A 24,491-nucleotide genomic window follows, 5' to 3' on the forward strand; every position below is an offset into this window, starting at 1 on the left:
AGTGCGGACACATTCATTGTCTCCCTGTCAAAAGAAAAGAGTCCGCCATGACCACTCGCGCAACTGCAAAGCAGACCGACCGCCACCGAACCCCCTCCACCTCTCGCACCTCCAGCACCTCCCGCACCCCTCCCACCGTTCGCCGCCACTACGCCGTCGTCGGCGCCGGCATTGCCGGCGTGGCCTGCGCGCGCACGCTGGTGCAGGCCGGCCACAAGGTCACGCTGTTCGAACGCGAAGCCGCACCGGGCGGGCGCATGGCGAGCATCGACACGGCGTTCGGCCGCTTCGACAGCGGCGCGCAGTACTTCACCGTACGCGATCCGCGCTTCGCATTGGCGCTCGAAGCCACGCCCAACCTCTGCCGTCCCTGGAGCGCCAACCTCGTGCGCGTGCTCGACGCCCATGGCCGCGTGGCCGAAGCGGCATTGCCCGGCCGCGAATCGCACTGGGTGGCGCAGCCCGGCATGGACGCGCTGGTCGCCCACTGGGCCGCGCCGCTGGCCGGCGACCTCATCACGAACACGCAGGTCACCCAGATCGAGCCCGACGCGCTCGATCCCAAGCGCTGGCAACTGCGCACCGCGGGCGAAGACGATTCGCAGCATGTGTACTCGGGCTTCGACGCCGTGCTGCTCGCCGTGCCGCCCTCGCGCACCCGCGTGCTGCTGGGCGACGGCAAGCTCTCGGCCTCCATCAGCCAGAAGATCGAGCCGGTGCGCATCGCGCCCTGCTGGACGCTGATGATCGCGTTCCCGCAGGCCAACCAGGCCAACATGTCGCACCTAGGCCCGCAGTGGAACGCGGCGCGCAGCACCCACCATCGCGTGGCGTGGCTCGCGCGCGAATCGTCCAAGCCCGGCCGCGAACGCATCGAGCGCTGGACGCTGCAGGCCAGCGCCACCTGGTCGCAGGAACATCTGCGCGACGACGCACCGCGCGTCGAAGCCAAGCTCCTGCGCGCCTTCGCCGAGATCACCGGCATCCACGCCGTCCCCTCGCATGCGCAGACGCGCTGCTGGACCGAAGCCCAGACGCAGGTGCCCGTGGGCAAGTCCCACCTCTGGGACGCCAAGGCCCGCATCGGCGTGGCCGGCGACTGGTGCACGGGGCACCGGGTGGAAGACGCGTTCCTCTCGGGCCTCTCGCTGGCGCTTGCCGTGATCTGAAAAGGTGATCCGCGGGATGCGTGAGACCGGCCGTTTCGCGCCCTCGCCCACCGGCCCGCTGCACGCCGGCTCGCTGGTGGCCGCGCTTGCGAGCTGGCTCGACGTGCGCGCCCGCGGCCCCAAGGCGCGCTGGCTGATCCGCATCGAGGACGCCGACACCGAGCGCTGCCTTCCCGGCATGGGCGAGCACATGCTGCGGCAGCTTGCCGACTGCCACCTGCTGCCCGACGAAACGCCGGTGTGGCAGACGCAGCGCACGCAACGCTATGAAGCGGCGCTGCACAAGCTGCAGGCGCTGGGCCTTGCCTACCCCTGCGGGTGCTCCCGCAAGGACATCGACACCGCGCTCGCGCGGCTCGGCCATCGGCACGAGCGGCATGGCGAGCGCGTGTACCCCGGCACCTGCCGCGACGGCCTGCACGGCAAACCCGCGCGGGCCTGGCGCTTCGCCACCGAGAAGTTCGAATCGGCATCGGCACCGGAGCTCTCGGGCGAGCTCCACTGGACCGACCGGCGCCTGGGCGAGCAGCATCAAGACGTCAGCCGCGAGGTCGGCGACTTCGTGCTGCGCCGCGCCGACGGCCCCTGGGCCTACCAGCTCGCGGTGGTCATCGACGACGCCGAACAGGGCGTGACCGACGTGGTGCGCGGCGAGGATCTGGCCGACAACACCGCGCGCCAGATCCTGCTGCAGCGCGCGCTCGGCCTTTCGACGCCCGGCTACCTGCACACGCCGCTGGTGCGCGGCGCCGACGGCGACAAGCTCTCCAAGCAGAACGGCGCCACGCCCATCGACACGTCGACGCCCGAAGCCGCGCTGGCCGCGCTCGATACGGCCGCGCGCGTGCTCGGCCTGGGCCCCGCCACGGCCGCATCCTGCGCGGCCGCGTTGGCCGGCTGGGTGCCCGAATGGCGCGCTCTCTACAATTCGCGGCCGTAATGACCTTTCCCGACACCGTGCCCCACGACCTCCCGCCCAGCGACGAAACCACAGACGACAGCGCGGGCGACAGCAACAAGCCGCACCCGCTGCACCGCCGCCTCAAGAGCTTCGTGAAGCGCGCCGGCCGCACCACCGACGGCCAAGCGCGGGCCTTCTCCGAACTGGGCCCGCTGTTCCTCATCCCCTACACCCCCGAGCCGCTGGACCTCACGGCGGCCTTCGGCGGCCGCGCCGCCCCGACGGTGCTGGAGATCGGCTTCGGCATGGGCGAGGCCACCGCGCACATCGCCACGGTGCTGCCGGAGACCAACTTCCTTTGCTGCGAGGTGCACGATCCCGGCGTGGGTGCGCTGCTCAAGCGCATCGGCGAGCAGTCGATCCCGAACATCCGCATCTGCGCGCACGACGCGGTCGACGTGCTCGACCACATGCTGCAGCCCGGCACGCTGGCCGGCGTGCATGTGTTCTTTCCGGACCCGTGGCACAAGAAGCGCCACAACAAGCGCCGGCTGATCCAGCCCGAATTCGTGACCAAGCTCGCGCAGCACCTGCGCCCCGGCGGCTACATCCACTGCGCGACCGACTGGCAGCCCTACGCCGAGCAGATGCTCGAGGTGCTGGCGGCCGAGCCGCTCCTGCGCAACACGGCCGAAGGCTATGCGCCGAAGCCGGCGTACCGGCCGCTCACCAAGTTCGAGAACCGCGGCATCAAGCTGGGCCACGGCGTGTGGGACCTGGTGTTCGAACGCGCCTGAAGAAAGAAAAGCCCGCTACTCGACCTGGAAGCTGAACGGCAAGCGCATCCGGGTGCGCACCGGGCGCCCGTCCGCCGACCGTGCCGGATCGAAACGCCATTCCTCAAGCGCATCGGTCACCGCTTTCGAGAGCAGCGGGTGCGGCGATCTTTCGATGCGGACGTCTTCGGCCTTGCCTTCTGCGCCGACGTGGAACACCGCGATCACCTGGCCCCCGATGCCGTCTTCCGCAAGAACGGCTGGATAGCGGGGCAGACGGCGCTGGCGGATCACCGCCATCGTCTGGACGGCGGGCGTCACGACAGGTGGATCCAGGCGCCTTGTCCCGATGATCGGCGCATCGATCATGGGCGGTGCCGGCGCAGCAACAGACGGCGACGGCACCCCCACGGGCTCCGCGATTTCGACCACCTCGCGCGGCGGCACGGTGCATCCCGCGAGCGCCATGCACAACCCCAAACCACCCCGGAGAAAAGCAAATTTCATAGGGGAATTCTGTAGCAGGCCCGCCTATCGCCTTGGCCTCGATATTGCTACACTTTTTTACTACTGTAAGTAAAAGGGTGTCCAGATGAACAAGTCACGCAGGGAATGGCTGGGCAAGGCATACGGCACGCTGCTGCTGGGAGGCGGTATCGGCATGACGCACCGGGTCTCGGCGCAGACCCGCACGGGCGGCGCGCCCCGCGTCGTGCTGCTCGGGCAATCGGTGCCGCTGACCGGCGGCGCCGCTGAAATCGGCAGCGCCTTCGCGGCCGGCAGCCGGCTCGCGGTGAGCGACTTCAACACGCGCAACGCCACCACCGGCCTTCAGCTGAAACTGGTCCAGCTCGACGACGGCTACGAGGCGGCCCGCGCCAGCGCCAACGCGCGCACCCTGCTCGGCGCGCAGAAGGCAGATCTCCTCTTCGGCTTCGTCGGCACCGCCAGCAGCGAGGCCGGCGCGAACGTCGCCACGCAGCAGGGCAGCCTGCTCTTCGCGCCGTTCGCGGCCTCCGACACGCTGCGCGGCGCCGACCACCCCAACGTGTTCCACGTGCGGCCCGGCATGATCGACGAGGCTCTCAAGATCGTGCGCCAGTGCGCCACCGTGGGGCAGACGCGCGTGGCCTTCGTGGGCGACGACGACGCCATGGGCCGCGCGGGCCTGGCCGCCGTGCAGCAGGCGATCACCGAACTCAAGCTCACGCCGCTGGTCGCAAGCGCGCTGGTGCCCGCGGGCGGCGACAAGCTCGACGCCGCGCTGAAAGACGTGCAGAAGCAGTCGCCCCAGGCGATCGTGCTGGTGTCGCTCTCGGGCACCACGGCCAGCGCCATCCGCAAGCTCCGCAAGAGCGGCTACACGGGCAACTTCATGGCCTTCTCGATCGTGGGCATCGATCCGCTCTACGCCGAGCTGGGCAAGGACATCGGCGGCATCGTGATCTCGCAGGTGGTGCCCTCGCCCCGGCCCTCGGCCATTCCGATCGTCAAGGAGTACCTGGCGGCGGTCGACAACTCCGACCAGACCGCGTCGTACGAAGGGCTCGAGGGTTTCATCGCCGCCAAGGCCGTGGGCGAGGCGGTGCGCCGCGCGGGCCGCGGCTTCAACACCGCGACGCTGCAGCGCACGATGACCGCCATGACCGACTACGACGTGGGCGGCTTTCGCATCAACCTGCGCCCGGGCCTGCGCGACAACGTGCGCAGCATCGACCTGATCAGCATTTCCGCAGACGGCCGGGTGTTGCGCTGAACGGCATCAACCGGTGCTGACCAGCCGCTGCAGCGCATCGAGCGACAGCAGCTCGATACGCCCATAGCCCAGCGCGACCACGCCCTCGCCCGCCAACGCGTTGAGCTCTTTCGACAGCGTCTGGCGCGTCACGCCCAGCATCATCGCCAGCGCCTCCTGCGGCAGCATCAGCTCGTGGCGCAGGTGCACCGACTGCGTGGCATCGCCCCGCGCCAACACCAGCAGCCGGTGCGCCACCCGCGCGCGAAGACTGCGCAAGGTCGCGTCTTCCGCCAGGCCGTAGAGCATGCGCACGCGTGCCGCCAGCATCGCGGCGATGGCGTTGGAAAACACCACGTCGCGCATCTGCCGCGCAAAGGCTTCGGGCGACACCACCAGCAGGTCGAGCGCTTCGAGCGCGGTGGCGTCGTGCGTGCGCGGCGAGCCGTCGATCAGCGTGATCTCGCCGAACCAGTTGCCCGGCTCCAGCACCGCGAGGATGGCCTCGCGCCCGTCTTGCCGCAGCGACGAGATCTTGATCGTGCCCGCCACCAGCCCATAGAAGCCGCCGCCCGCCGCGTGGATCGGGTCGCCCTGGCGGAACACCATGGTGCCTCGCCGCACGTGGATGAGCTCGGCCGCGCCGACCAACGCCTCGCGCTGCGCACGCGGCATGCTGGTGAACCACGGGTTGCCCTCCAGCGCGACGCGGTGCGGGGCGGAGAGGCGCGGCTTGGTGGAAGGGGGCATGGGGAGAAAAAGAACGGGCGGGTCCCCCTGGGGACAGGGGTTTACCAGCACCCCGCATTGTCAAATTCTTGACAGTTGAGCGTCAAGTGCAGGTCTACAGTGACCGGCACCCCACGGACGAACAACGGACGAACAATGGAGACAGCACGATGAGCGAAAGGGCAAGTTTCAAGAGCATGCAGGAAAGCACGCGCGAAGACTGGCAACTGATCGGCGGCGAGTTCATGCAGTTCGCGGGCGGCCTGCCCGCGCGCGTGATCAAGCACCTGCAGATCCTGGAAGGCGACTACGGCGGCTTTCCGGTCGACCGCTACACCCACTCGCTGCAGACCGCCACGCGCGCCCTGCGCGACGGCCGAGACGAGGAGTACGTGGTGTGCGCGCTCCTGCACGACATCGGCGACACGCTCGGCAGCTTCAACCACCCCGACATCGCCGCCGCGATCCTGAAGCCCTTCGTGAGCGAGGCCAACCACTGGATGGTGCAGCACCACGGCATCTTCCAGGGCCACTACTTCTTCCACCACATCGGGCTGGACCGCGACATGCGCGAGAACTTCAAGGACCACCCGCACTACGAGCGCACGGCCGAGTTCTGCGCGCTCTACGACAACCCGGCCTTCGACCCCCAGGCCGAGACCTTGCCGATCGGCGAATTCGAGCCCATGCTGCGCCGGTTGATGGCACAGCCCAAGCAGAGCATCTACAAGACCGTGCTGAAAGAGCCGGCCACGGCCTGACCCCAGACAAAGGACACCCCCACCATGAACGCAAATTCCCAATCCGAAATCCAGAAGCTCGTCTCCGCCGAAGAGTGGCAGCTGCGCGTCGACCTCGCCGCCTGCTATCGCCTCGTGGCGCTCTACGGCTGGAGCGACCTGGTGTTCACGCACATCAGTGCGCGCGTGCCCGGCCCCGAGCACCACTTCCTCATCAACCCCTACGGCCTGATGTTCGACGAGATCACCGCATCGAGCCTCGTGAAGGTCGACCAGCAGTGCAACAAGATCATCGAGTCGCCCTACCCGGTGAACCCGGCCGGCTTCGTGATCCACAGCGCGGTGCATGCCGCGCGCGAAGACATCCAGTGCGTGCTGCACACCCACACCAAGGCCGGCATCGCGGTGAGCGCGCAGAAAAACGGCGTGCTGCCCATCAGCCAGCAATCGACCTTCGTGCTGGCCTCGCTGGCGTACCACGACTACGAAGGCGTGGCCTTCCGCGACGACGAGAAGCCGCGCCTGCAGGCCGACATGGGCCACGCCAACTTCCTCATGCTGCGCAACCACGGCCTGCTCACCTGCGGCAAGACCATTGCCGATGCGTTCCTTTCGATGTACACCTTCGAGAACACCTGCCAGATCCAGATCGCGGCGCAATCGGGCGGCAGCGAACTCACGCATGTGAACCCGAAGATCATCGATGGCGTGGGCCAGGCGATGAAGGTGCAAAGCGGCGGCCTGGGCGGCATGTTCGTCTGGCCTTCGCTGATCCGCAAACTCGACCGCATCGACGACAGCTACAAACAATAAGACGCGTCGGTCCCGGTTTTCCACGGCTGCCAGCGCCCGCGCGACGGGTGCCGGCAGCCATTTTTTCAAGCGCATCCAAGAAAAACGAAAGAGGAGACACACCCCATGGACACCACGCTCATCGTGACCCGGTTCCTGTTCGGCGCGCTCGCGCTGGTGATGTTCGGGCTGGGGCTGTCGCTCTCGCTGGCCGACTTCCGGCGGCTCTTCAAGCACCCGAAGGCGGTGACCATCGCGCTGGTGCTGCAGGTCATCGGCCTGCCGCTCGCGTGCTACGCGATCATCGTGGGCTTCGGGCTCTCGCCGGTGTTCGCCATCGGGCTCATGCTGCTGGCCGCATCGCCGGGCGGCATCTCGGCCAACCTGTTCTCGCATCTCTTCGGGGGCAACGTGGCGATGAACATCTCGCTCACGGCAGTGAACACGCTGCTGTCGATCGTCACGCTGCCGCTCATCGCCAACTGGGCGATCGGCCATTTCGCGCAGAGCGGCCAGGTGGTGCCGCTGCAGACGCGCAAGCTGGTGGAGGTGATCGCGATCGTGCTGGTGCCGGTGGCCATCGGCATGTTCGTGGCCTCGCGCCGGCCCGGCTTTGCGGCGCGCATGGAAAAGCCGACCAAGATCTTCAGCGGCGTGGTGCTCGCGGTGGTCACGGTGCTCGCGATCGCCAACGAGTGGAAGACCATCACCGCCACCTTCGCCGAGATCGGCCTCCCAGTGCTGCTGTTCAACCTCGTGAGCCTGCTCGCGGGCTACTACCTGAGCCGCGCCGCGGGCCTGGACAAGCCGCTGGCCACCGCCATCAGCTACGAGATCGGCATCCACAACTCGACGCTCGCGATCTTCATCGCGGTGAGCGTGCTGGGGAGCTTTCCGCTCGCGCTGCCGGCCGCGATTTACTCGGTGGTGATGTACATCACGGCCCCTCTGTTCGGATGGCTGTTGCTGCGGCGCGGCCAGCCCGCCGCCGTGCCTGCGCGATGATGCGCGCATGGAACTGAGGCAACTGCGCTACTTCGTCAAGGTCTGCGAACTGCGCAGCATGGGCCGCGCGGCCGTGGAGCTGGGCGTGGTCACCTCGGCGCTGAGCCAGCAGATCAGCCGGCTCGAAAGCGAACTGGCCACGCGCCTCCTGCAGCGCAGCTCGACCGGCGTCACGCCCACCGATGCGGGCCTGGCTTTCCTGCAGCAGGCGCAACTCACCTTGCGCCATGCCGACGACGCGGTGCGCGCGGCGCAGCAGGCACGCCTGTCGGGCCATGTGAGCGTGGGCCTCGCCCCCACCACCGCCACCGTGCTCGGCGTGCCGCTGATGCGGGCGATGCAGGAGCGCTACCCCGAGGTGCGGCTGCACATGGTCGAGGCGCTCTCGGGCCACCTCACGACGATGCTGCATGCGCGCCAGCTCGACCTGGCGGTGCTGTTCCAGACCGACACGCCGCGGCGCTGGAGCGTGTCGCCATTGCTGGCCGAAAAGCTCTTCGTGGTCGCCTCGCCGACGCTGGCCGAACGCCCCAAGGGCACCAGGGTGCGTCTCTCGCAATTGGCCGATGTGCCGTTGATCCTGCCGAGCGGCAGCCACGGCCTGCGCGCCACGCTGATGGCCGCCTTCCTGCGGGCGCGCGTCACGCCGCGCATCGTGGCCGAAGTCGACGGCCTGGCATTGCTGATGGATGCGGTGCACGCCGGCTACGGCGCCACCGTGCAGCCCGGCGCGGCCACCGCGCGGCATGACCGCGACGACCTCGAACTCACGCAGATCAGCGACGCCCACGTCGGCCGGCGCAACCTGCTCGTGAGCCTGTCGGACGACGAGCTTTCTCCCGCCGCGCTGGCCGCGCGCGTGGTGGTCGCCGACACCGCCCGCGCCCTCGTTCGCGAGGGCCGCTGGACGGGCGCAAGTCTTCTCGAAAACTGAACACCCGTTGCCTGTTCAGGCCTTTCGCGTGAAGGCCATGCTCCCTAAAGTCTCCTGGATTCCAAGGAGACCCACGAGTGATGGATGTACTGGCAGACGTAGTGGTTGTTGGTGGCGGCAATGCCGCGCTGTGCGCCGCGCTGATGGCGCGCGAGGCCGGCGCTTCGGTGCTGCTGCTGGAAGCCTCGCCCAGGGAATGGCGCGGCGGCAATTCGCAGCACACCCGCAACCTGCGCTGCATGCACGACGCGCCGCAGGACGTGCTGATCGATGCCTACCCTGAAGAGGAGTACTGGCAAGACCTGCTGAAGGTGACCGGCGGCCTGACCGACGAGCACCTCGCGCGCCTCGTCATCCGCGCTTCGTCCGATTGCCGCGACTGGATGCGCAGCCACGGCGTGCACTTCCAGCCGCCGCTGTCGGGCGCGCTGCACGTGGCGCGCACCAACGCCTTCTTCATGGGCGGCGGCAAGGCGCTGGTGAATGCCTATTTCCGCAGCGCCGAAAAGCTGGGCGTGCAGATCCGCTACGACACGCCCGTGGCCTCGGTCGAACTCGACGGCGACCGCTTCGTGGCCGTGCGCACCGAAGCCGGCGAGCGCATCGAAGCGAAGAGCTGCGTGCTCGCCTCGGGCGGTTTCGAATCGAACCGCGAATGGCTGCGCGAAGCGTGGGGCCAGAACGAGCGCGGCGAGTGGCCGGCCGACAACTTCCTCATCCGCGGCACGCGCTTCAACCAGGGCGTGCTGCTGAAATACATGATCGCCGCGGGCGCCGACACCATCGGCGATCCATCGCAGGGCCACATGGTGGCTATCGATGCGCGCGCACCGCTGTACGACGGCGGCATCTGCACGCGCATCGATTGCGTGTCGCTGGGCGTGGTGGTGAATCGCGAGGCCGAGCGCTTCTACGACGAAGGCGAAGACTTCTGGCCCAAGCGCTATGCGATCTGGGGCCGCCTCGTGGCGCAGCAGCCGGGGCAGATCGCCTGGTCGATCATCGACCAGAAGGCGGTCGGGCGATTCATGCCACCGGTGTTCACCGGCACGCAGGCCCATACGCTCGGCGAACTCGCGCAGAAGATCGGCCTGGACGAAGCCACCTTCGTGCGCACCGTGCAGGACTACAACGCCGCCTGCCGCGTCGGCCGCTTCGACCACACCGCGCTGGACGATTGCCACACCGAAGGCATCGCGCCCGCCAAGACGCACTGGGCGCGCCCGCTGGACACCGCACCCTTCTACGCCTACCCCGTGCGCCCCGGCATCACCTTCACGTACCTCGGCCTGAAAGTGGACGAGACCGCGGCCGTGCGCTTCGGCGACCGGCCGAGCCCCAACCTTTTCGTGGCCGGCGAAATGATGGCCGGCAACGTGCTGGGCAAGGGCTACACGGCGGGCGTGGGCATGAGCATCGGCACGGCCTTCGGCCGCATCGCCGGCACGCAGGCTGCACGCGCAGCAAAAAACCTTTCCAAGAATTCCCCGGAGACCGCCCTTGCAGCAGCTCACTGATCTCGTCGCACGCGCCCGTGCGGATGCCGACGGCATCGGCAGCGCGCCGCCTTCGCAGCGCGTGATCCCGATCCAGCCCGCCCTCCCGTTGACCGCCAGCGAGGGCGAGGTCGCGCGCATCCTGCAGATCTGCAACGCCTGCCGCTACTGCGAGGGTTTTTGCGCCGTTTTCCCCGCGATGACGCGCCGGCTCGAATTCGGCAAAGCCGACACGCACTACCTCGCGAACCTCTGCCACAACTGCGGCTCGTGCCTGCATGCCTGCCAGTACGCGCCGCCGCACGAGTTCGCGGTGAACGTGCCGCAGGCGATGGCGCAGGTGCGCATGCAGACCTACCACGACTACGCGTGGCCGCCTGCGATGGGCGCGCTCTACAAGAAGGCGGGCCTCACCGTCGCGCTGGCTCTCGCGGGCGGTCTCGCGCTGTTCCTCGTGCTGGCCGTCGCGATGTCGGGCTCGCTGCTGCACGAGCCACTGGCCGGCAACTTCTACGCGATCTTTCCGCACAACTTTCTCGCGCTGGTGTTCGGCGCGGTGTTCCTCTTCGTGATGTTCGCGCTGGCCATGGGCGTGCGGCGCTTCTGGCGCGAGGTGTCGCCCGCGAACGATCCGGGCAATGCGCCGTCGATGCCGGGCGTGCGCGGCCCCGCGAGCGCCGAGGCCGCGCACGACGCGCTGCGCCTGAAGTACCTGGGCGGCGGCCACGGCGAAGGCTGCAACAACGAGGACGACCGCTTCACACTCTGGCGCCGGCGCCTGCACCACTTCACCTTCTACGGCTTCATGCTGTGCTTCGCCTCCACCTGCGTGGCGACGCTCTACCACTACCTGTTCGGCCTGCATGCGCCTTATGCGCTCACGAGCCTGCCGGTGCTGCTGGGCACCGCGGGCGGCATCGGCCTCGTGGTCGGCCCGGTCGGCCTGCTGTGGCTGAACCTGCGGCGCAACGCGGCGCACGGCGACGTGGCGCAGCGGCCGATGGACCGCGGCTTCATCGCGCTCCTTCTGCTCACGAGCATCACCGGCCTCGCGCTCCTCGCATGGCGCGACACGACCTTCATGGCGCTCCTGCTCGCGGTGCACCTGGGCGTGGTGATGGCGCTCTTTCTCACGCTGCCCTACGGCAAGTTCGCGCACGGCATCTTCCGCTCGGCGGCGCTCTTGAAGTTCGCGATCGAGAAGCGCCTGCCCAGCCGCCTGCAGCTGGGCGCCGACTGACCGAATGACCGAATGACCGAATCCTGCAATCGAAAAAGGAACCACTAGATGACGAACCCTGGCGTACTCCAGATCCCCTCCATGAAAGACAGGTGCTCGGCCGCCGAATGGCAGGCCCGCATCGACCTGGCCGCCTGCTACCGGCTGGTCGACCTGTACGGCATGTCGGACATGATGGCCAACCACATCTCCTCGCACGTGCCCGGCGAACACGGCGCGTTCCTCATCAACCCCTACGGGATGATGTACGAGGAGATCACCGCCTCCAGCCTCATCAAGGTCGACCAGGCGGGCAACATCCTCTCCTCGCCCGACTTCGGCGACCTGAACTACGGCATCAACAAGGCCGGCTACGTGATCCACAGCGCGGTGCATGCCGCGCGGCCCGACGTGGCCTGCGTGATCCACACGCACAGCTGGGCGTCGATGGCGGTGTCCTCGCTCGAATGCGGCCTCTTGCCGCTCACGCAGACGGCCATGCGCTTCCTGAAGATCGGCTATCACGAGTACCAGGGCGTGGTGCTGAACACCGAGGAGCAGGCCTCGCTGCTCGCCGACCTCGGCCAGAGCGAGGCCGTGATCTTCCGCAACCACGGCGCGCTCGTGGTGGGCCGCAGCGTGGGCGAAGCCTTCAACTGGATGCACCGGCTGGAACTGGCGTGCCGCGCGCAGATCGGCGCGATGTCGTGCAACACGCCGCTCAAGGCCGTGCCGCAAGAGGTGCTCGAAGAAACCTGGAACAACTACCAACCCGGCACCCGCCGCCCCTACGGCCTCATGGAGTGGCCCGCGCTGCTGCGCAAGCTCGACCGCATGGACCCGGGCTTTCGCGACTGACACGCACGCACCGAAGAACAGCAGAGACAACGCCCCATGAAGAGAAGATTCCTCCCCGCCGCGCTCGCGGCGCTCGCAGCAGCGCTTGCATTGCCCGCGCTCGCACAGAAATTCCCACAGAAGCCGGTCACGCTCGTCGTGCCGTTCGCGCCCGGCGGCAACCTGGACGTCGTCGCGCGCACGCTGGCGCCGGCGATGGGCAAGATCCTCGGCCAATCGGTGATCGTGGACAACCGCGCGGGCGCAGGCGGTGCCATCGGCGCGTCCTACGTGGCCCGTGCGCAGCCCGACGGCTACACGCTGCTGGTCAGCACGCCGAACGCGCTCGTCGTGCTGCCGCTGATGACGAAGACGACCTACGCGCTCGACAACTTCGCCCCCATCGGCCTCGCAGCCACCACGCCGCTGGTGATCGCGGTGCGCGGCCAGGGCCCCTACAAGGACATCGATGCCGTGCTCTCGGCCGCGCGCAGCAAGCCGGGCCAGGTCACGGCCGGGCATGCGGGCCCCGGTACCACCAACCACATCGCGCTGCTGCAACTGGAGCAGGCCGGCCAGCTGACGCTCAACACCGTGCCGTACAAGGGCTCGGCCCCGGCGCTCACGGATCTCCTGGGCGGGCAGATCGATCTCGTGGTGGACCAGCTCACGAGCTCGGCCGCGCACATCCAGTCGGGCATGCTGCGCGCGGTGGCCGTGATGTCGAAGGACCGCGACCCCGCATTGCCCAACGTGCCCACGCTGCGCGAAGCCGGCCTGAAGGATTTCGACGCGACCACCGCGACCGGCCTGCTCGCGCCCGCCGGCACGCCGCCCGACGTGATCGCGACGATCAATGCCGCGCTGCGCAAGGCGCTGGCCGATGAGAACGTGAAGCGCCACCTCGTCTCCGTCGGCAGCCCCGGCAAGGCCTCGTCGCCCGACGAATGGCTCGCGACGCTGAAGAAGGAAGACGCGAGTGCCCGGTTGCTCGCCAAGAGCGGCAAGCTCAAGGTCGATTGAGGAGACGCACGCACCATGACCCGCCCCTGCCTGCCTCCCCGCGACGCTTTCACGCCCGTGTCTTTCGCGCTGCCACCCGGCGCCTGCGACAGCCACGCCCATGTCTTCGGTCCCTACGACCGCTTTCCGCTGGCTGACGACCGCAGCTACACGCCTGGTGAATATCCCGGCGCGGCCTTCATCGCGCACCTCGACCGGCTGGGCCTCTCGCGCGGCGTGCTGGTGACCGGCAGCGCGAGCGGCACCGACAACGGCGCCGTGCTCGCCGCGCTCGCGCAGTACCCCGACCACCTGCGGGGCATTGCCGTGCCGCAAGCCGACACCACCGATGCGGAGCTCGACCGTTGGCACGCGGCCGGCATCCGCGGCGTGCGCTTCAACCTCTTCCAGCGCGACGGCCATGCGGTGTACCGCAACGGCGTAGGCATCGAGGTGCTCGAAGCGCTGGCGCCGCGTCTTGCGGAGCGCGGCTGGCACGCGCAGATCTGGGTTCATGCGCCCGACCTCGTCGAGCTGGCGCCGCGCCTGCTGCGCACCGGCGTGCCGCTGGTCATCGACCACATGGGCCGCATGGCCGCATCGCGCGGCATCGACGATGCGGGCTTTCGCACGCTGTGCCGCCTCGTCGCAGAAGGCAAGGCGTGGACCAAGATCTCGGGCGCCGACCGCAACACGGGCGTGGGCCCGCCGTACGCCGACATCGACCCCTTCGCCGCCGCGCTGCTTGAGGCCAATGCCGAACGCGTGGTGTGGGGCACCGACTGGCCGCACATCAACTACTTCGAAGCGCAGCAGGTGCCGGACGACGGCGCCCTGGTGAACCTGCTGGCGCGCTGGCTGCCCGACGAAGTGCAGCGCAGGCGCGTGCTGGTGGACAACCCGGCGGCGCTGTACGACTTTCCCCCACCCCCGTAAGTGACAAGCGACAGAGACGACAGAACCCAAGGATCAGAAAAATGAAACGAGACACGCCTTCCTCCTCTTCCTCCTTCCTCCTGCAAAAGCTCATGGGCACGGCCACCGCCGTGCTGCTGGCCGCGGGCCTGGGCGCCGCGCCGCGTGCGGATGCCCAGTCCGCGTATCCCAACAAACCCGTGCGCGTGGTCGTCGCCTTCACCGCGGGCGGCACCACCGACATCCTCGCGCGCGCCGTCACGCAGCAGATGTCCGAGAAGCTCGGCCAGCCCTTCGTCATCGACAACAAGCCCGGCGGCGGCGGCAACATCGGCACCGAGTTCGTGGTGCGCGCGCCGGCCGATGGCTACACGCTCATCGTCAATTCGGTGGGCCCGATGGCGGTCAACCAGACGCTCTACAAGAACATGACCTACGACCCGCTCGCCGACCTCGTGCCGGTGGTGCAGATCGCCGACGTGCCCAACGTGCTGGTCGTGAACCCCGAGGTGCCCGCCAAGACGATGGAGGAGTTCATCGCCTACGCCAAGGCCAACCCCAACAAGCTGAACTACGGCTCGACCGGCATCGGCACCTCCTCGCACCTGTCCAGCTACATGCTCAGCAAGCGCATCGGCGCGGACACGCTGCACGTGCCCTACAAGGGCGCCAATGCGCTGACCGACCTGCTCGCGGGGCGCATCCAGTTCATGTTCGCGACCATTCCCTCGGTGATCCCGCACATCCGCGCGGGCAAGCTGCGCGCCATCGCGGTGAGCAGCCTGAAGCGCTCGCGTTCGCTGCCCGATGTGCCGACGGTGGCCGAGAAGGGCTTCGCCGGTTTCTCGGCGGGCTCGTGGTTCGGTTTCTTCGCGCCCAAGGGCACGCCGGCACCGGTGATCGCGCTGCTCAACAAATCGGTGAACGACGCGCTGCCATCGCTGGAAGCGCAGATGATCCGCGAGGGCGCGGACCCGGTCGGCGGCACGCCCGAGCAGTTCGGCAAGTTCACGCGGCAGGAGTACGACAAATGGAAAGTGATCGTGCGCGATTCGGGCGCGACGGCCGAATGAGTTCACCGCTGCGCATCCTGATGACGCCCGCGGCCGCGCGGCAGGCCGGCGCGGGCTTGGCCGAAGCGCTCGGCGGCCGCGCGCACGTGGTGGTGAACCCCGGGGACGATGCGGACGTCGCCTTCGTCTCGCGCGACGTCACCGGCCTCTCGACCAAGCACCAGGTGCTGCCCCACACGCAGCAGTTTCACGATGCCCTGCGCAACGCGCCATCGCTGCGCTGGGTGCATGCGCATTCGTCGGGCGCCGACCGGCCCGTGTACGGCGAGCTGCGCGCACGCGGGGTGGAGGTGACGACCTCATCGGGCGCCAACGCAGGCGTGGTCGTGCAGACCGCGCTCGCCGGCGTGCTGATGCTGGCGCGCAGCTTTCCGCAACTGCTCGCGGCGCAGCGCGAGAAGACCTGGGCGCCGCTCGTGGGCAGCGGCCTGCCGCGCGACCCGGCGGGGCAGACGGCGGTGATCGTCGGCTGGGGGCCGATCGGGCAAGGCCTCGGCACGCTGCTTTCTGCGTTAGGCCTGCGCGTGATCGCCGTGCGCAGCAGCGCGGGCGCCGACAGCGTGCGCTTCGAGGACATCCACACCGTGCTGCCGCGCGCCGACTGGCTGTTGCTCGCCTGCCCTTTGACCGACCGCACGCGGGGCCTTGTCGATGCGGCCGCGCTCGCGTTGCTGCCGCCCGGTGCGCGGCTCGTGAACGTCTCGCGCGGCGAGGTCGTCGACGAGCCCGCATTGATCGATGCACTGCGCCGCGGCGCGCTCTCGGGCGCCTACCTGGACGTGTTCGCGCACGAGCCCTTGCCGCCCGATTCGCCGCTGTGGGACATGCCCCACGTGATCGTCACGCCCCACACCGCCGGCCACTCGGACGGCAACGAGGCGCGCGTCGCCGCGCTCTTCCTGGACAACCTGAAACGCTGGAACGAAGGCCAGCCGCTGCTGAACCGCGTGGCCTGACGCCATCTCCTTTCAAACAACAACACCAAGACCTCACGACCATGAACCGAAAGAATTTCCTCCGCACCGCCATCGCCACGCTGATGCTCGCGGCCGGCGCAGCCTCCGCCGCCGACTGGCCCACCAAACCCATCACCCTCGTCGTCCCCTTCGTGGCGGGCGGCACCACCGACATCGTCGCGCGCACCATCGGCCAGAAGCTCTCCGAATCGCTCAAGCAGCCGGTGATCATCGACAACCGCGGCGGTGCGGGCGGCACCGTGGGCGCGACCATCGCCTCGAAGGCGCCGGCCGACGGCTACACGCTGTTCCTGGCCACCATCGCGCATTCGATCGCGCCGGGCCTCTACAAGAAGCTGGCCTACGACTTCCAGCGCGACTTCGATCCGGTGGCGCTCGTGGCCTCCACGCCCAACGTGTTGATCGTCAACGAGAAGGTGCCCGCCAAGACGGTGGCAGAGCTCGTGGCGTACATCAAGGCCAACCCGGGCAAGGTCAACTTCGGCTCGGCCGGCAACGGCAGCACCGAGCACATCTCGGGCGAGCTGTTCCGCTCGATGACCAAGACCGACATCGTGCACGTGCCTTACAAGGGCGGCGCGCCGATGATGGCCGACCTCATGGGCGGGCAGATCCAGATGGCCATCGAGACCAGCCCCTCGGCCTCGCCGCACGTCAGGGCCGGCAAGGTGCATGCGCTGGCCGTGACGACGAAGACGCGCTCGCCCGCCTACCCCGGCGTGCCCACGCTGGACGAGGCGGGCCTGAAGGGCTACGACATGACGACGTGGTTCGCGCTCATGGCCCCGCACGGCACGCCGCCCGAGATCGTGCAGCGCCTGAACACCGAACTCGCCCGCGCGGTGCAGCAGCCCGACGTGGTCAAGCGCTTCGAGGAGCAGGGCGTGACGGCCGGCAACATGAAGCCCGCGGAGCTGGCGACCTTCATCGGCACGGAGACCACCAAGTGGGTGAAGGTGGCGAAAGAAGCCGGCGCAACGGCGGAGTAAAGGGGCCAAGTCAGACATAGCCCTACGGCGACGACGGAAACCCGCTTGCCGGGGGCGAGGCCCGTTGTCTGCAGAATAGGAGGCCATGCACGTTCGAAAAGCGGCGCTCGCCGCCCTCCTCTCCCTCTCCTCCGGTTTCCTTCCCTCCGCCTTCGCCGCCTCCGCCCCGGGTGATCCCACGCCCGCCGACGTGGCGGATGCGCGCATCGAATCGCTGATCGCGCGCATGACGGTCGAGGAAAAGGCCGGCCAGCTCAGCCTCTACGGCCCCGCCGACATCAACATCCCCAACAACCCGCAGACCGCCTGGCGCAACGGCCAGCAGGAGACGGCCGACGTGCGCGCCGGGCGCGTTACCGGCCTTTTCAACAACGCGGGCCTCGAAGGCAAGCTGCGGCTGCAGCAGGTTGCGGTGCGCGAGTCGCGCCTGGGCATTCCGCTGATCTTCGGCGCCGACGTGATCCACGGCTTTCGCACGATCTTCTCGATGCCGCTGGCCGAGGCCTCCAGCTGGGAGCCGGCGCTGGCCGAGCGCACCACGCGCGCGGCGGCGGTCGAGGCCACGGCCGACGGTTTCCGCTGGACCTTCGCGCCGATGGTGGACATCGCGCGCGATGCGCGCTGGGGCCGCGGCCTGGAAGGCGTGGGCGAAGACCCATTCCTCGCGCGCCAGTTCGCGGCCGCACGGGTGCGCGGCTTCCAGGGCAGCAGCCTCTCGAATGCCGATTCGATGCTCGCCACGCCCAAGCACTTCGCGGCCTACGGCGCGGCCGAGGGTGGCCTGGACTACAACGCGAGCGACATCTCCGAGCGCACGCTGCGCGAGGTCTACCTCCCGCCGTTCCGCGCGGCCATCGACGCGGGCGCGCTCTCGGTCATGAGCGCCTTCAACGAGATCGGCGGCATCCCCTCGACCGCGAACCCGGCGCTGCTGACCGGCGTGCTGCGCGATGAATGGAAGTTCAAGGGCTTCGTGGTCTCCGATTTCACGGCCGACGAGGAACTCATCGAGCACGGCTACGCCGCCAACAGCCGCGAGGCCGCCAAGATGGCCTTCATGGCCGGCACCGACATGAGCATGCAGAGCGGGCTCTACATGCGCCACCTGCCCGACCTCGTGGCGTCCGGCGAAGTGCCGATGGCGCGGCTGGACGAAGCGGTGCGCCGCGTGCTGCACGTCAAGCAGAAGCTGGGCCTCTTCGACGACCCGTTCCGCGGCCTGGACGGCCCGCCCGCCGCCCAGCGCACCGAGAACCCCGAGTTCATCGCGCTCGCCCGCGAGGATGCGCGCCGCTCCATCGTCATGCTCAAGAACGAGGCCAAGCTGCTGCCGCTGCCCAAGGCCGGCACGAAGATCGCGCTGATCGGTCCCTTCTCCGAAGGCACGAAGGACCTGATGGGCTCGTGGAGCCTGTTCCCGGGCCAGTCGGCGCCGGTGGGCATCGACGAAGGGCTGCGCGCCGCGCTGGGGCCCGATTCCTCCGTGACGATCGCGCGCGGCTCGAACGTCGAGTCGCCGCTGCCCGGCGGCATCGAGGCCGCGGTGGCCGCCGCGCGCGATGCCGACGTGGTGGTGCTGGCCATCGGCGAGAGCCAGAAGATGTCGGGCGAGTCGCGCTCGCGCAGCGACATCGGCCTGCCCCCGCCGCAGCAGGACCTGGCCGAGGCCGTGGCCGCCACCGGCAAGCCGGTGGTCGTGCTGCTGAGCAACGGCCGCGCGATGGCGCTCAAGGGCGCGGTGCGCAATGCGCGCGCGATCCTGGTGACCTGGTTCCTCGGCGTGCAGACGGGCCACGCCATCGCCGACGTGGTGTTCGGCGACTTCAACCCCTCGGGCCGCCTGCCGGTGAGTTTTCCGCAGACGGCGGGCCAGGTGCCCTACTACTACGCCCACAAGCGCACCGGACGCCCCTCGCCCGAGGGCGCGCCGGGCACGTCGTTCAAGACGCGCTACGTCGATGCGACGAACGAGGCGCTCTACCCCTTCGGCTTCGGCATCGGCTACGCGCCGGTGCGCTACGACAACGTCGAGCTGAGCCAGGAGCGCATGACGATGGGCGACACACTGCGCGTGCGCGCCACCGTCACCAACACCGGCATGCGCGAGGCCGAGGAAGTGGTGCAGCTGTACCTGTCCGAGCGCGCCGCGAGCGTGACGCGGCCGGTGCGCGAGCTCAAGGGCTTCCAGAAGGTGCGCATCGAGCCGGGCGCATCAAAAGTGGTCGAGTTCACGCTCGCCGCCGCCGACATGGAATTCATCGGCCGCGACATGAAGCCCGTGGTCGAGCCGGGCGAGTTCGACCTGTGGGTGGCGCCTTCGGCCGCGGGCGGCATCCGCAAGCGCTTCGTGCTCACGCGCGAGTGAGGCGCGAGTGAGCCGCGCGGCTTACTGGCTGTTCAGGTTCGCGCCAGCGCTCGCGTGAGCGGTCGATGCCGGCAGGTTCGCCGATGCCACCGGCGCCTGCACCTGCGATTCGAGGATCTCGGTCGGATGCATCGCGTTGTTGGCGCGCACGGCCTCGGCCTGGACCTGCGCGCGGTCGGCGCCCGACACCGGCCGCTGCACCTGCGATTCGAGAATCTCGGTCGCGTGCATGCCGGTGTTGGCACGCATGGCGTCCTCGGCCACCGCGTCGCGCGACTGGGTCGAGTGCGACATCTGCGGATAGTCGGGATCGCCGCGCCCGCCCGCATGCGCGAGCGAGGCCAGCACCAGCGCCGGCACGGCGGCGATGCAAAGGACTGCGGTACGGACTCTCATGGCTGTCTCCTGGAGTGATTGGTTTTTTCACTCTAGGCCGGCCCACTTACGGGCCAGTGAGAAGTTGCTTAGACCCGCGTGAGAAGGCGCCGATGCGCAAGCGCCCTCTCACGCATCGCCGAGGGACAAGGTGTGAGGAAACCGTCGCGAGCGCCCCGAGCTTGCATCGAGGACCGAAGCCGTACGCACGTACGGTGAGGACCGCAGATGCGAGATCGGGGCGCGCAGCAGGTTGACGCGCACCTTGTCAGTCGAACACGCCCGTGAACGCCACCCGGCTCACCGCGCCCGAGCTGCTCACGCCCACGCCCAAGGTGACGCTGTAGCGGCCGTCTTCGGAGGTGCGGCGCAGCGACCCGCCCATCGCGCTCTCGCTGCGGAAGTTGCCCAGGCCCACCGCATAGCTGACCTTGCCGGGCACGAGCGGCGCGGCTTCCATCGCGGCGACGCCCGCGATGCCCGCGAAGGCGCGCCGCGAGTTCTCGTCCATCTGGTTCTGCAGGCGCGCGGCGGTGAGGTCGGTGTAGGCCTTGCCGAACGGCAGGCCCTGCGCGGCGACGGTGTCGGTGTACGCGTTGGCCGTGGCCACGCCGTTCTGCACCATGCCCTGCACCTGGCCCACGTTGGTCGCGTCGGTCGGCGCGCTGCCGGGTGCCACGCCGGTGAGCTGGCGGTTGCCCAGCGCCACTTCGCCGGCCGACGACTGCAGGCCCGCCATGCCCGTGGCCACGTAGTTGGTTTGCGCGCCGCGCGTGGTCACGCTGCCCGCGCCCAGCGCCACGCTGTTGGCGTGCTGCACCACCGCGTTGGCACCCAGCGCGATGCCCCCGTCGGCCTGCGCCTGCGCGCCGCTGCCGATGGCCATCGCGTTGTCGGCATTGGCGCGGGCCGAGGCGCCGATCGACAGCGTCTGGTTCGCGTTGACGTACACGCCCGCATCGTTGCCGATGGCGATGTTGGCGTTGCCGCTCACGTGCGCGCCGGCGCCGTTGCCCTGCGCCGTGTTGTCGTTGCCCGTCACGCCCTGCCCGGCCGTCGCGCCGAAGGCCTGGTTGCGGTTGCCCTGCACGCCGCCGCCCGCGCCCTGGCCCATCGAGAGGTTGTTGTTGCCCGAGACCTGCGCGCCGGCCATCTGGCCCGAGGCCTGGTTGCCCGAGCCCTTGACGCCGCCGCCCGCGCCTTCGCCGGTGGAGATGTTGTTGCTGCCGCTCACGTCGCGGCCCGCGCCGTTGCCGTAGGCCTGGTTGCCGTTGCCCGTGACGTTGCCGCCGGCGCTGGTGCCGTAGGCCTCGTTGTCGGAGCCGGTGACGTGCTGGCCGGCGTTGGAGCCGGTGGCGTCGTTGCGGTTGCCGGTGACGAACTGGCCCGCGGCGTAGCCGGTCGAGTTGTTGTAGTCGCCGGTGACGTTCTCGCCTGCGCTGCGGCCCATGGTCTGGTTCCAGCCACCGACCACGTCGGTGCCCGCGTAGTAGCCGATCGCCTGGTTGGCGTTCTTGCCCGACACATTGGTGCCCGCGCCCTCGCCGATGGCCAGGTTCCAGTTGGTGCTGACGTTGTTGCCCGCGCCGTTGCCCAGCGAAATGTCGCTGCTGCCGGTCACGTGGCTGCCGGCATTGGTGCCGATGCCCGTGTTCTCGCTGCCCGTGACGGCGTTGCCGGCGCCGTTGCCTATCGCGTTGTTGTTGCTGCCCGCGACGGCCATGCCGGCGTTGGTGCCGGTCGAGTTGTTGTCGGAGCCGGTCACGCCGCTGCCCGCGTGAAAGCCCGTCGCGTTGTTGTGGTTGCCCGTGACGTTGTCGCCCGCACTGCGGCCGAAGGACTGGTTCCAGCCGCCCACCACGTTGTTTCCCGCCTGGTAGCCGATGGCCTGGTTGGCGTTGTCGCCGCTCACGTTCACGCCGGCACCGTCGCCGATGGCCAGGTTGTACTTGGTGCTGACGTTGTTGCCGGTGCCGGTGCCCATCGCCTGGTTGTTGGTGCCGGTGACGCCGGTGATGCCCGTGCCGGTGCCGATGCCCAGGTTGGACTTGGCCGGGTCCCAGGTGATCGTCTGGGCATGGCCGAGACTGGCTGCGGAGCCGAGCGCGACGGCCAGCCCGACCAGGGCTGCGCCGCGCGTTGCGCGCTTGTGTTTCATGCTTCTCCTCTGTGTTGTCGTTGCGGGCGCGTTCAGACGGCCGTGAGATGCAGCGCCATCGCCGGATCGCTCACGCTGGGCTTGCCGGTTTCCACGCGGCCCGAGAAGCGGCGCTCGAAGTTGTCGGCGGTCACGGTGAAGTCGTACCAGTGGCCGCTGTCTTCCAGGTTCCAGTGCAGCAGGCCGGTGGCGCCTGCGGCCACGTCGAGCGACCAGGGGCCGTCGGCGCGGTAGGCGTTGGCCTTGACCGACACCGTGCCGCTGCCCGTGCCGGTGTTGTGCACCTTCACGTAGACCTGGCCCGCGGCCGGGTCGTAGCAGACCTGCACCTCGGGCTTGAAGGCCGCGGCGTCGGTGGCCAGCGCATCGCCCTTGAAGGTGCGCACGAAGCCGTTGCTGCTGTACACCCACAGCTCGTACTTGCCGCTGTCGGTGGCGCCGGCGTTCCAGTAGTCGGTGAGCTGCTTGCCGGCTTCCACGGTGTAGCGGCGCGGAATGCTGTCCAGGTGCAGCTTGTCGTAGACGTGGAACACCGCGCCCTGGTCGCCGGTGTTGCTGAAGATCAGCGACACGAGGCCGCGCGTCTCGATGCGCGCGCTGGTGTGCAGCTCGTAGGGCAGCGCGCGCGAGAAGCGCGTGCCGGTCTCCTGGAACAGCGGCTGCGGCGTGACGGGCGCCTTGGTGATGACGCCCGTGTTGGCCAGCGCCTTCTGCGCCAGGTTGATCGCGGGATAGCCGCTCGTGTCGGGCAGCTTGGGCACGACCGGATCGTTGGGGCTCACGAAGTCGAAGCACGAGGTGAGATCGCCGCAGACCGCGCGGTGCCACGGGCTGATGGCATCGATCGTGATGCCGAAGCGCTTCTCCAGGAAGCGGCCCATCGAGGTGTGGTCGAACACCTGCGAATCGACCCAGCCGCCCTTGCTCCACGGCGACACCACGTACATCGGCACGCGCGCGCTCAGGCCCCAGGGGCGCGTCTTGCCGCTGGTGGTGTCGGCGGCGTTCAGGTAGCTGCCCACCGAGGCGTCGAAATATTCGCCATCGAGCGGCACGGTGGACTTGCCCATCAGCTCGCCGCTCGCGCTGTACGAGGGCACCGACGGCATCGCCATGTGGTCGAAGAAGCCGTCGTTCTCGTCGAAGGTGACGAACAGCGCCGTCTTGCTCCAGACCGCGGGGTTGGAGGTCAGCGCGGCCAGCACGTCCGAGACGAAGTCGGCCGCGCCGGCCGTGCCTTCGCTGCTACCCGGGTGCTCGGCCAGCGCCTGCGTGGGCAGCACCCACGAGACCTGCGGCAGGGTGTCGTTCATCACGTCCTGCTTGAGCTGGGCGAGGAAGTTGACCGCGCCGTCGGCCGCCGCGGGGCCGCCCGTCAAGCCATGTTCATAGATCGGCGAGCCCGGCTGCGCGGTGCGGAAGCTCTCGAAGGCCAGGCACCCGTTCATGGCGCCCGTCCAGTTGTTGTTCATGTTCTGGTAGATGTGCCAGGTGATGCCCGCCTTCTGCAGCACGTCCGGCAGCGTGTCCCACTTGAAGGAGTTGTTGACGTACTTGTAGTTGTAGGCACCCGAGGTCGGGTCGGTCTGGCCCGTGCCGTCGGTCTTCTGCGCCCGGCCCGCGACCCAGTTGGAGGGGCTGGGCCAGCAGCGCGAGTTCACCGGCTCGGAATCGGTGTCCGTGCTGTTGATGCCCTTCTTGCGCAGCTCGGGGTTGAAGCTGGAGCCCGACCAGAACACGACGCGGTTCGGATCGGTGCCGGTGAGGATGGAGCAGTGGTAGCCGTCGCAGAGCGTGAAGGCATCGGCCAGCGCGAACTGGAACGGGATGTCCTCGCGCAGGTAGTAGCCCATCGTCACCTGGTTCTTGAACTGGATCCAGCGGTCCATCTTTCCCTGGTTCCATGCGCCTTGCATGTCGGGGAAGCTGTGCGGCGCGCCCGAGCCGATCAGCGCATTGGCGATCGTGGAGTCGCGGCGGAAGGGCTGGATCTCCGGGCCGCCAACGACGGTGTTGGGCTGGAAGAACACCGGCTTGCCGTTGGCCAGCGGAATCGGGAAGCGGTCGCCGAAACCACGCACGCCGCGCAGGGTGCCGAAGTAGTGGTCGAAGCTGCGGTTCTCCTGCATCAGGATCACGATGTGCTTGATGTCGTTGATGGTGCCGGTGTCGACGGCGGCCTCGATGGCCAGCGCCTTGCGGATCACGGGCGGCAGCATCGTCAGGGCCGAGGCGGCGCCGATGGCGCCGGCCGACTTGCGGAAGAAATCGCGACGGTTGGGGGTGTTCATGGGTGGTCTTTCA

Annotated in this window: 22 protein-coding genes; 17 read left to right on the plus strand and 5 right to left on the minus strand. The window is 68.8% G+C overall.

What is annotated here, in order from left to right:
* The first annotated feature begins 47 nt into the window (after positions 1-47).
* The 3 genes from BM133_RS09995 to trmB are packed head-to-tail and all read left to right on the plus strand — an operon-like array spanning position 48 to position 2,867.
* Complete coding sequence (locus BM133_RS09995) at positions 48-1,169, plus strand: NAD(P)/FAD-dependent oxidoreductase (protein ID WP_093433390.1); 1,122 nt, start codon at positions 48-50, stop codon at positions 1,167-1,169.
* A gap of 16 nt (positions 1,170-1,185) precedes the next feature.
* Positions 1,186-2,109, plus strand: a complete 924-nt coding sequence (gene gluQRS / locus BM133_RS10000; protein ID WP_093433391.1) for a tRNA glutamyl-Q(34) synthetase GluQRS — start codon at positions 1,186-1,188, stop codon at positions 2,107-2,109.
* On the plus strand, positions 2,109-2,867 hold the full coding sequence (trmB, locus tag BM133_RS10005) for a tRNA (guanosine(46)-N7)-methyltransferase TrmB (RefSeq protein WP_093433393.1): 759 nt from the start codon (positions 2,109-2,111) through the stop codon (positions 2,865-2,867). Before gluQRS ends, trmB begins: the two co-directional genes overlap by 1 nt.
* 15 nt (positions 2,868-2,882) lie before the next feature.
* Here trmB and BM133_RS10010 read toward each other — a convergent pair whose 3' ends face one another.
* Complete coding sequence (locus tag BM133_RS10010; RefSeq protein ID WP_093433394.1) at positions 2,883-3,353, minus strand: energy transducer TonB; 471 nt, start codon at positions 3,351-3,353, stop codon at positions 2,883-2,885.
* Positions 3,354-3,438: 85 nt separating this feature from the next.
* Between BM133_RS10010 and BM133_RS10015 the strand changes: the two genes are divergently transcribed.
* The gene (locus BM133_RS10015) at positions 3,439-4,602 is read left to right on the plus strand and encodes an ABC transporter substrate-binding protein (protein WP_093433396.1); all 1,164 of its coding nucleotides are present in this window, start codon (positions 3,439-3,441) and stop codon (positions 4,600-4,602) included.
* Positions 4,603-4,608: 6 nt separating this feature from the next.
* Here BM133_RS10015 and BM133_RS10020 read toward each other — a convergent pair whose 3' ends face one another.
* Complete coding sequence (locus BM133_RS10020; protein ID WP_093433397.1) at positions 4,609-5,331, minus strand: Crp/Fnr family transcriptional regulator; 723 nt, start codon at positions 5,329-5,331, stop codon at positions 4,609-4,611.
* Between the two features lie 149 nt (positions 5,332-5,480).
* On the opposite strand from BM133_RS10020, the gene BM133_RS10025 reads away from it, so the two are divergent.
* From BM133_RS10025 to BM133_RS10085, 13 genes are all read left to right on the plus strand, one after another.
* On the plus strand, positions 5,481-6,071 hold the full coding sequence (locus BM133_RS10025; RefSeq protein WP_093433399.1) for an HD domain-containing protein: 591 nt from the start codon (positions 5,481-5,483) through the stop codon (positions 6,069-6,071).
* A gap of 24 nt (positions 6,072-6,095) precedes the next feature.
* Entirely contained in the window at positions 6,096-6,863 is a 768-nt protein-coding gene (locus tag BM133_RS10030) for a class II aldolase/adducin family protein (RefSeq protein WP_093433400.1), read from the plus strand.
* Between the two features lie 105 nt (positions 6,864-6,968).
* Positions 6,969-7,847, plus strand: a complete 879-nt coding sequence (locus tag BM133_RS10035) for a bile acid:sodium symporter family protein (protein ID WP_093433402.1) — start codon at positions 6,969-6,971, stop codon at positions 7,845-7,847.
* A gap of 7 nt (positions 7,848-7,854) precedes the next feature.
* Positions 7,855-8,781: a LysR family transcriptional regulator gene (locus tag BM133_RS10040; RefSeq protein ID WP_093433403.1), complete on the plus strand. Its 927-nt coding sequence runs from the start codon at positions 7,855-7,857 to the stop codon at positions 8,779-8,781.
* Positions 8,782-8,870: 89 nt separating this feature from the next.
* Positions 8,871-10,298 carry an FAD-dependent tricarballylate dehydrogenase TcuA gene (gene tcuA / locus BM133_RS10045; RefSeq protein WP_093435219.1) on the plus strand — a complete coding sequence of 476 codons (1,428 nt, stop codon included), beginning with the start codon at positions 8,871-8,873 and terminating at the stop codon, positions 10,296-10,298.
* Positions 10,282-11,517, plus strand: coding sequence for a tricarballylate utilization 4Fe-4S protein TcuB (tcuB, locus tag BM133_RS10050; RefSeq protein WP_093433405.1), 1,236 nt, complete (start codon positions 10,282-10,284; stop codon positions 11,515-11,517). The genes tcuA and tcuB overlap by 17 nt, the downstream gene beginning before the upstream one ends.
* 48 nt (positions 11,518-11,565) lie before the next feature.
* Positions 11,566-12,354, plus strand: coding sequence for a class II aldolase/adducin family protein (locus tag BM133_RS10055; protein WP_093433406.1), 789 nt, complete (start codon positions 11,566-11,568; stop codon positions 12,352-12,354).
* A 36-nt stretch (positions 12,355-12,390) separates the two neighbouring features.
* Positions 12,391-13,356, plus strand: coding sequence for a tripartite tricarboxylate transporter substrate binding protein (locus BM133_RS10060; RefSeq protein ID WP_093433408.1), 966 nt, complete (start codon positions 12,391-12,393; stop codon positions 13,354-13,356).
* A 15-nt stretch (positions 13,357-13,371) separates the two neighbouring features.
* On the plus strand, positions 13,372-14,271 hold the full coding sequence (locus BM133_RS10065; protein WP_093433409.1) for an amidohydrolase family protein: 900 nt from the start codon (positions 13,372-13,374) through the stop codon (positions 14,269-14,271).
* Between the two features lie 92 nt (positions 14,272-14,363).
* A complete protein-coding gene (locus BM133_RS10070; RefSeq protein WP_093433411.1) occupies positions 14,364-15,323 on the plus strand; it encodes a Bug family tripartite tricarboxylate transporter substrate binding protein in 960 nt (319 codons plus the stop codon).
* Complete coding sequence (locus BM133_RS10075; protein ID WP_093433412.1) at positions 15,320-16,279, plus strand: D-2-hydroxyacid dehydrogenase; 960 nt, start codon at positions 15,320-15,322, stop codon at positions 16,277-16,279. Before BM133_RS10070 ends, BM133_RS10075 begins: the two co-directional genes overlap by 4 nt.
* 41 nt (positions 16,280-16,320) lie before the next feature.
* Positions 16,321-17,289 carry a tripartite tricarboxylate transporter substrate binding protein gene (locus BM133_RS10080; protein ID WP_093433414.1) on the plus strand — a complete coding sequence of 323 codons (969 nt, stop codon included), beginning with the start codon at positions 16,321-16,323 and terminating at the stop codon, positions 17,287-17,289.
* Positions 17,290-17,374: 85 nt separating this feature from the next.
* Complete coding sequence (locus BM133_RS10085; RefSeq protein ID WP_093433415.1) at positions 17,375-19,654, plus strand: glycoside hydrolase family 3 N-terminal domain-containing protein; 2,280 nt, start codon at positions 17,375-17,377, stop codon at positions 19,652-19,654.
* 21 nt (positions 19,655-19,675) lie between these two features.
* Here the strand turns inward: BM133_RS10085 and BM133_RS10090 are convergent, their stop codons facing one another.
* From BM133_RS10090 to BM133_RS10100, 3 genes are all read right to left on the minus strand, one after another.
* Positions 19,676-20,050, minus strand: coding sequence for a hypothetical protein (locus BM133_RS10090; RefSeq protein ID WP_093433417.1), 375 nt, complete (start codon positions 20,048-20,050; stop codon positions 19,676-19,678).
* Positions 20,051-20,297: 247 nt separating this feature from the next.
* Positions 20,298-22,187 carry a YadA family autotransporter adhesin gene (locus BM133_RS10095; protein WP_093433418.1) on the minus strand — a complete coding sequence of 630 codons (1,890 nt, stop codon included), beginning with the start codon at positions 22,185-22,187 and terminating at the stop codon, positions 20,298-20,300.
* 32 nt (positions 22,188-22,219) lie between these two features.
* Positions 22,220-24,478: a phosphocholine-specific phospholipase C gene (locus BM133_RS10100; protein WP_093433420.1), complete on the minus strand. Its 2,259-nt coding sequence runs from the start codon at positions 24,476-24,478 to the stop codon at positions 22,220-22,222.
* Positions 24,479-24,491 lie beyond the last annotated feature (13 nt).

The sequence above is a fragment of the Variovorax sp. 770b2 genome (assembly GCF_900115685.1).
In the GTDB taxonomy this organism is placed as follows: Bacteria; Pseudomonadota; Gammaproteobacteria; order Burkholderiales; family Burkholderiaceae_C; genus Variovorax.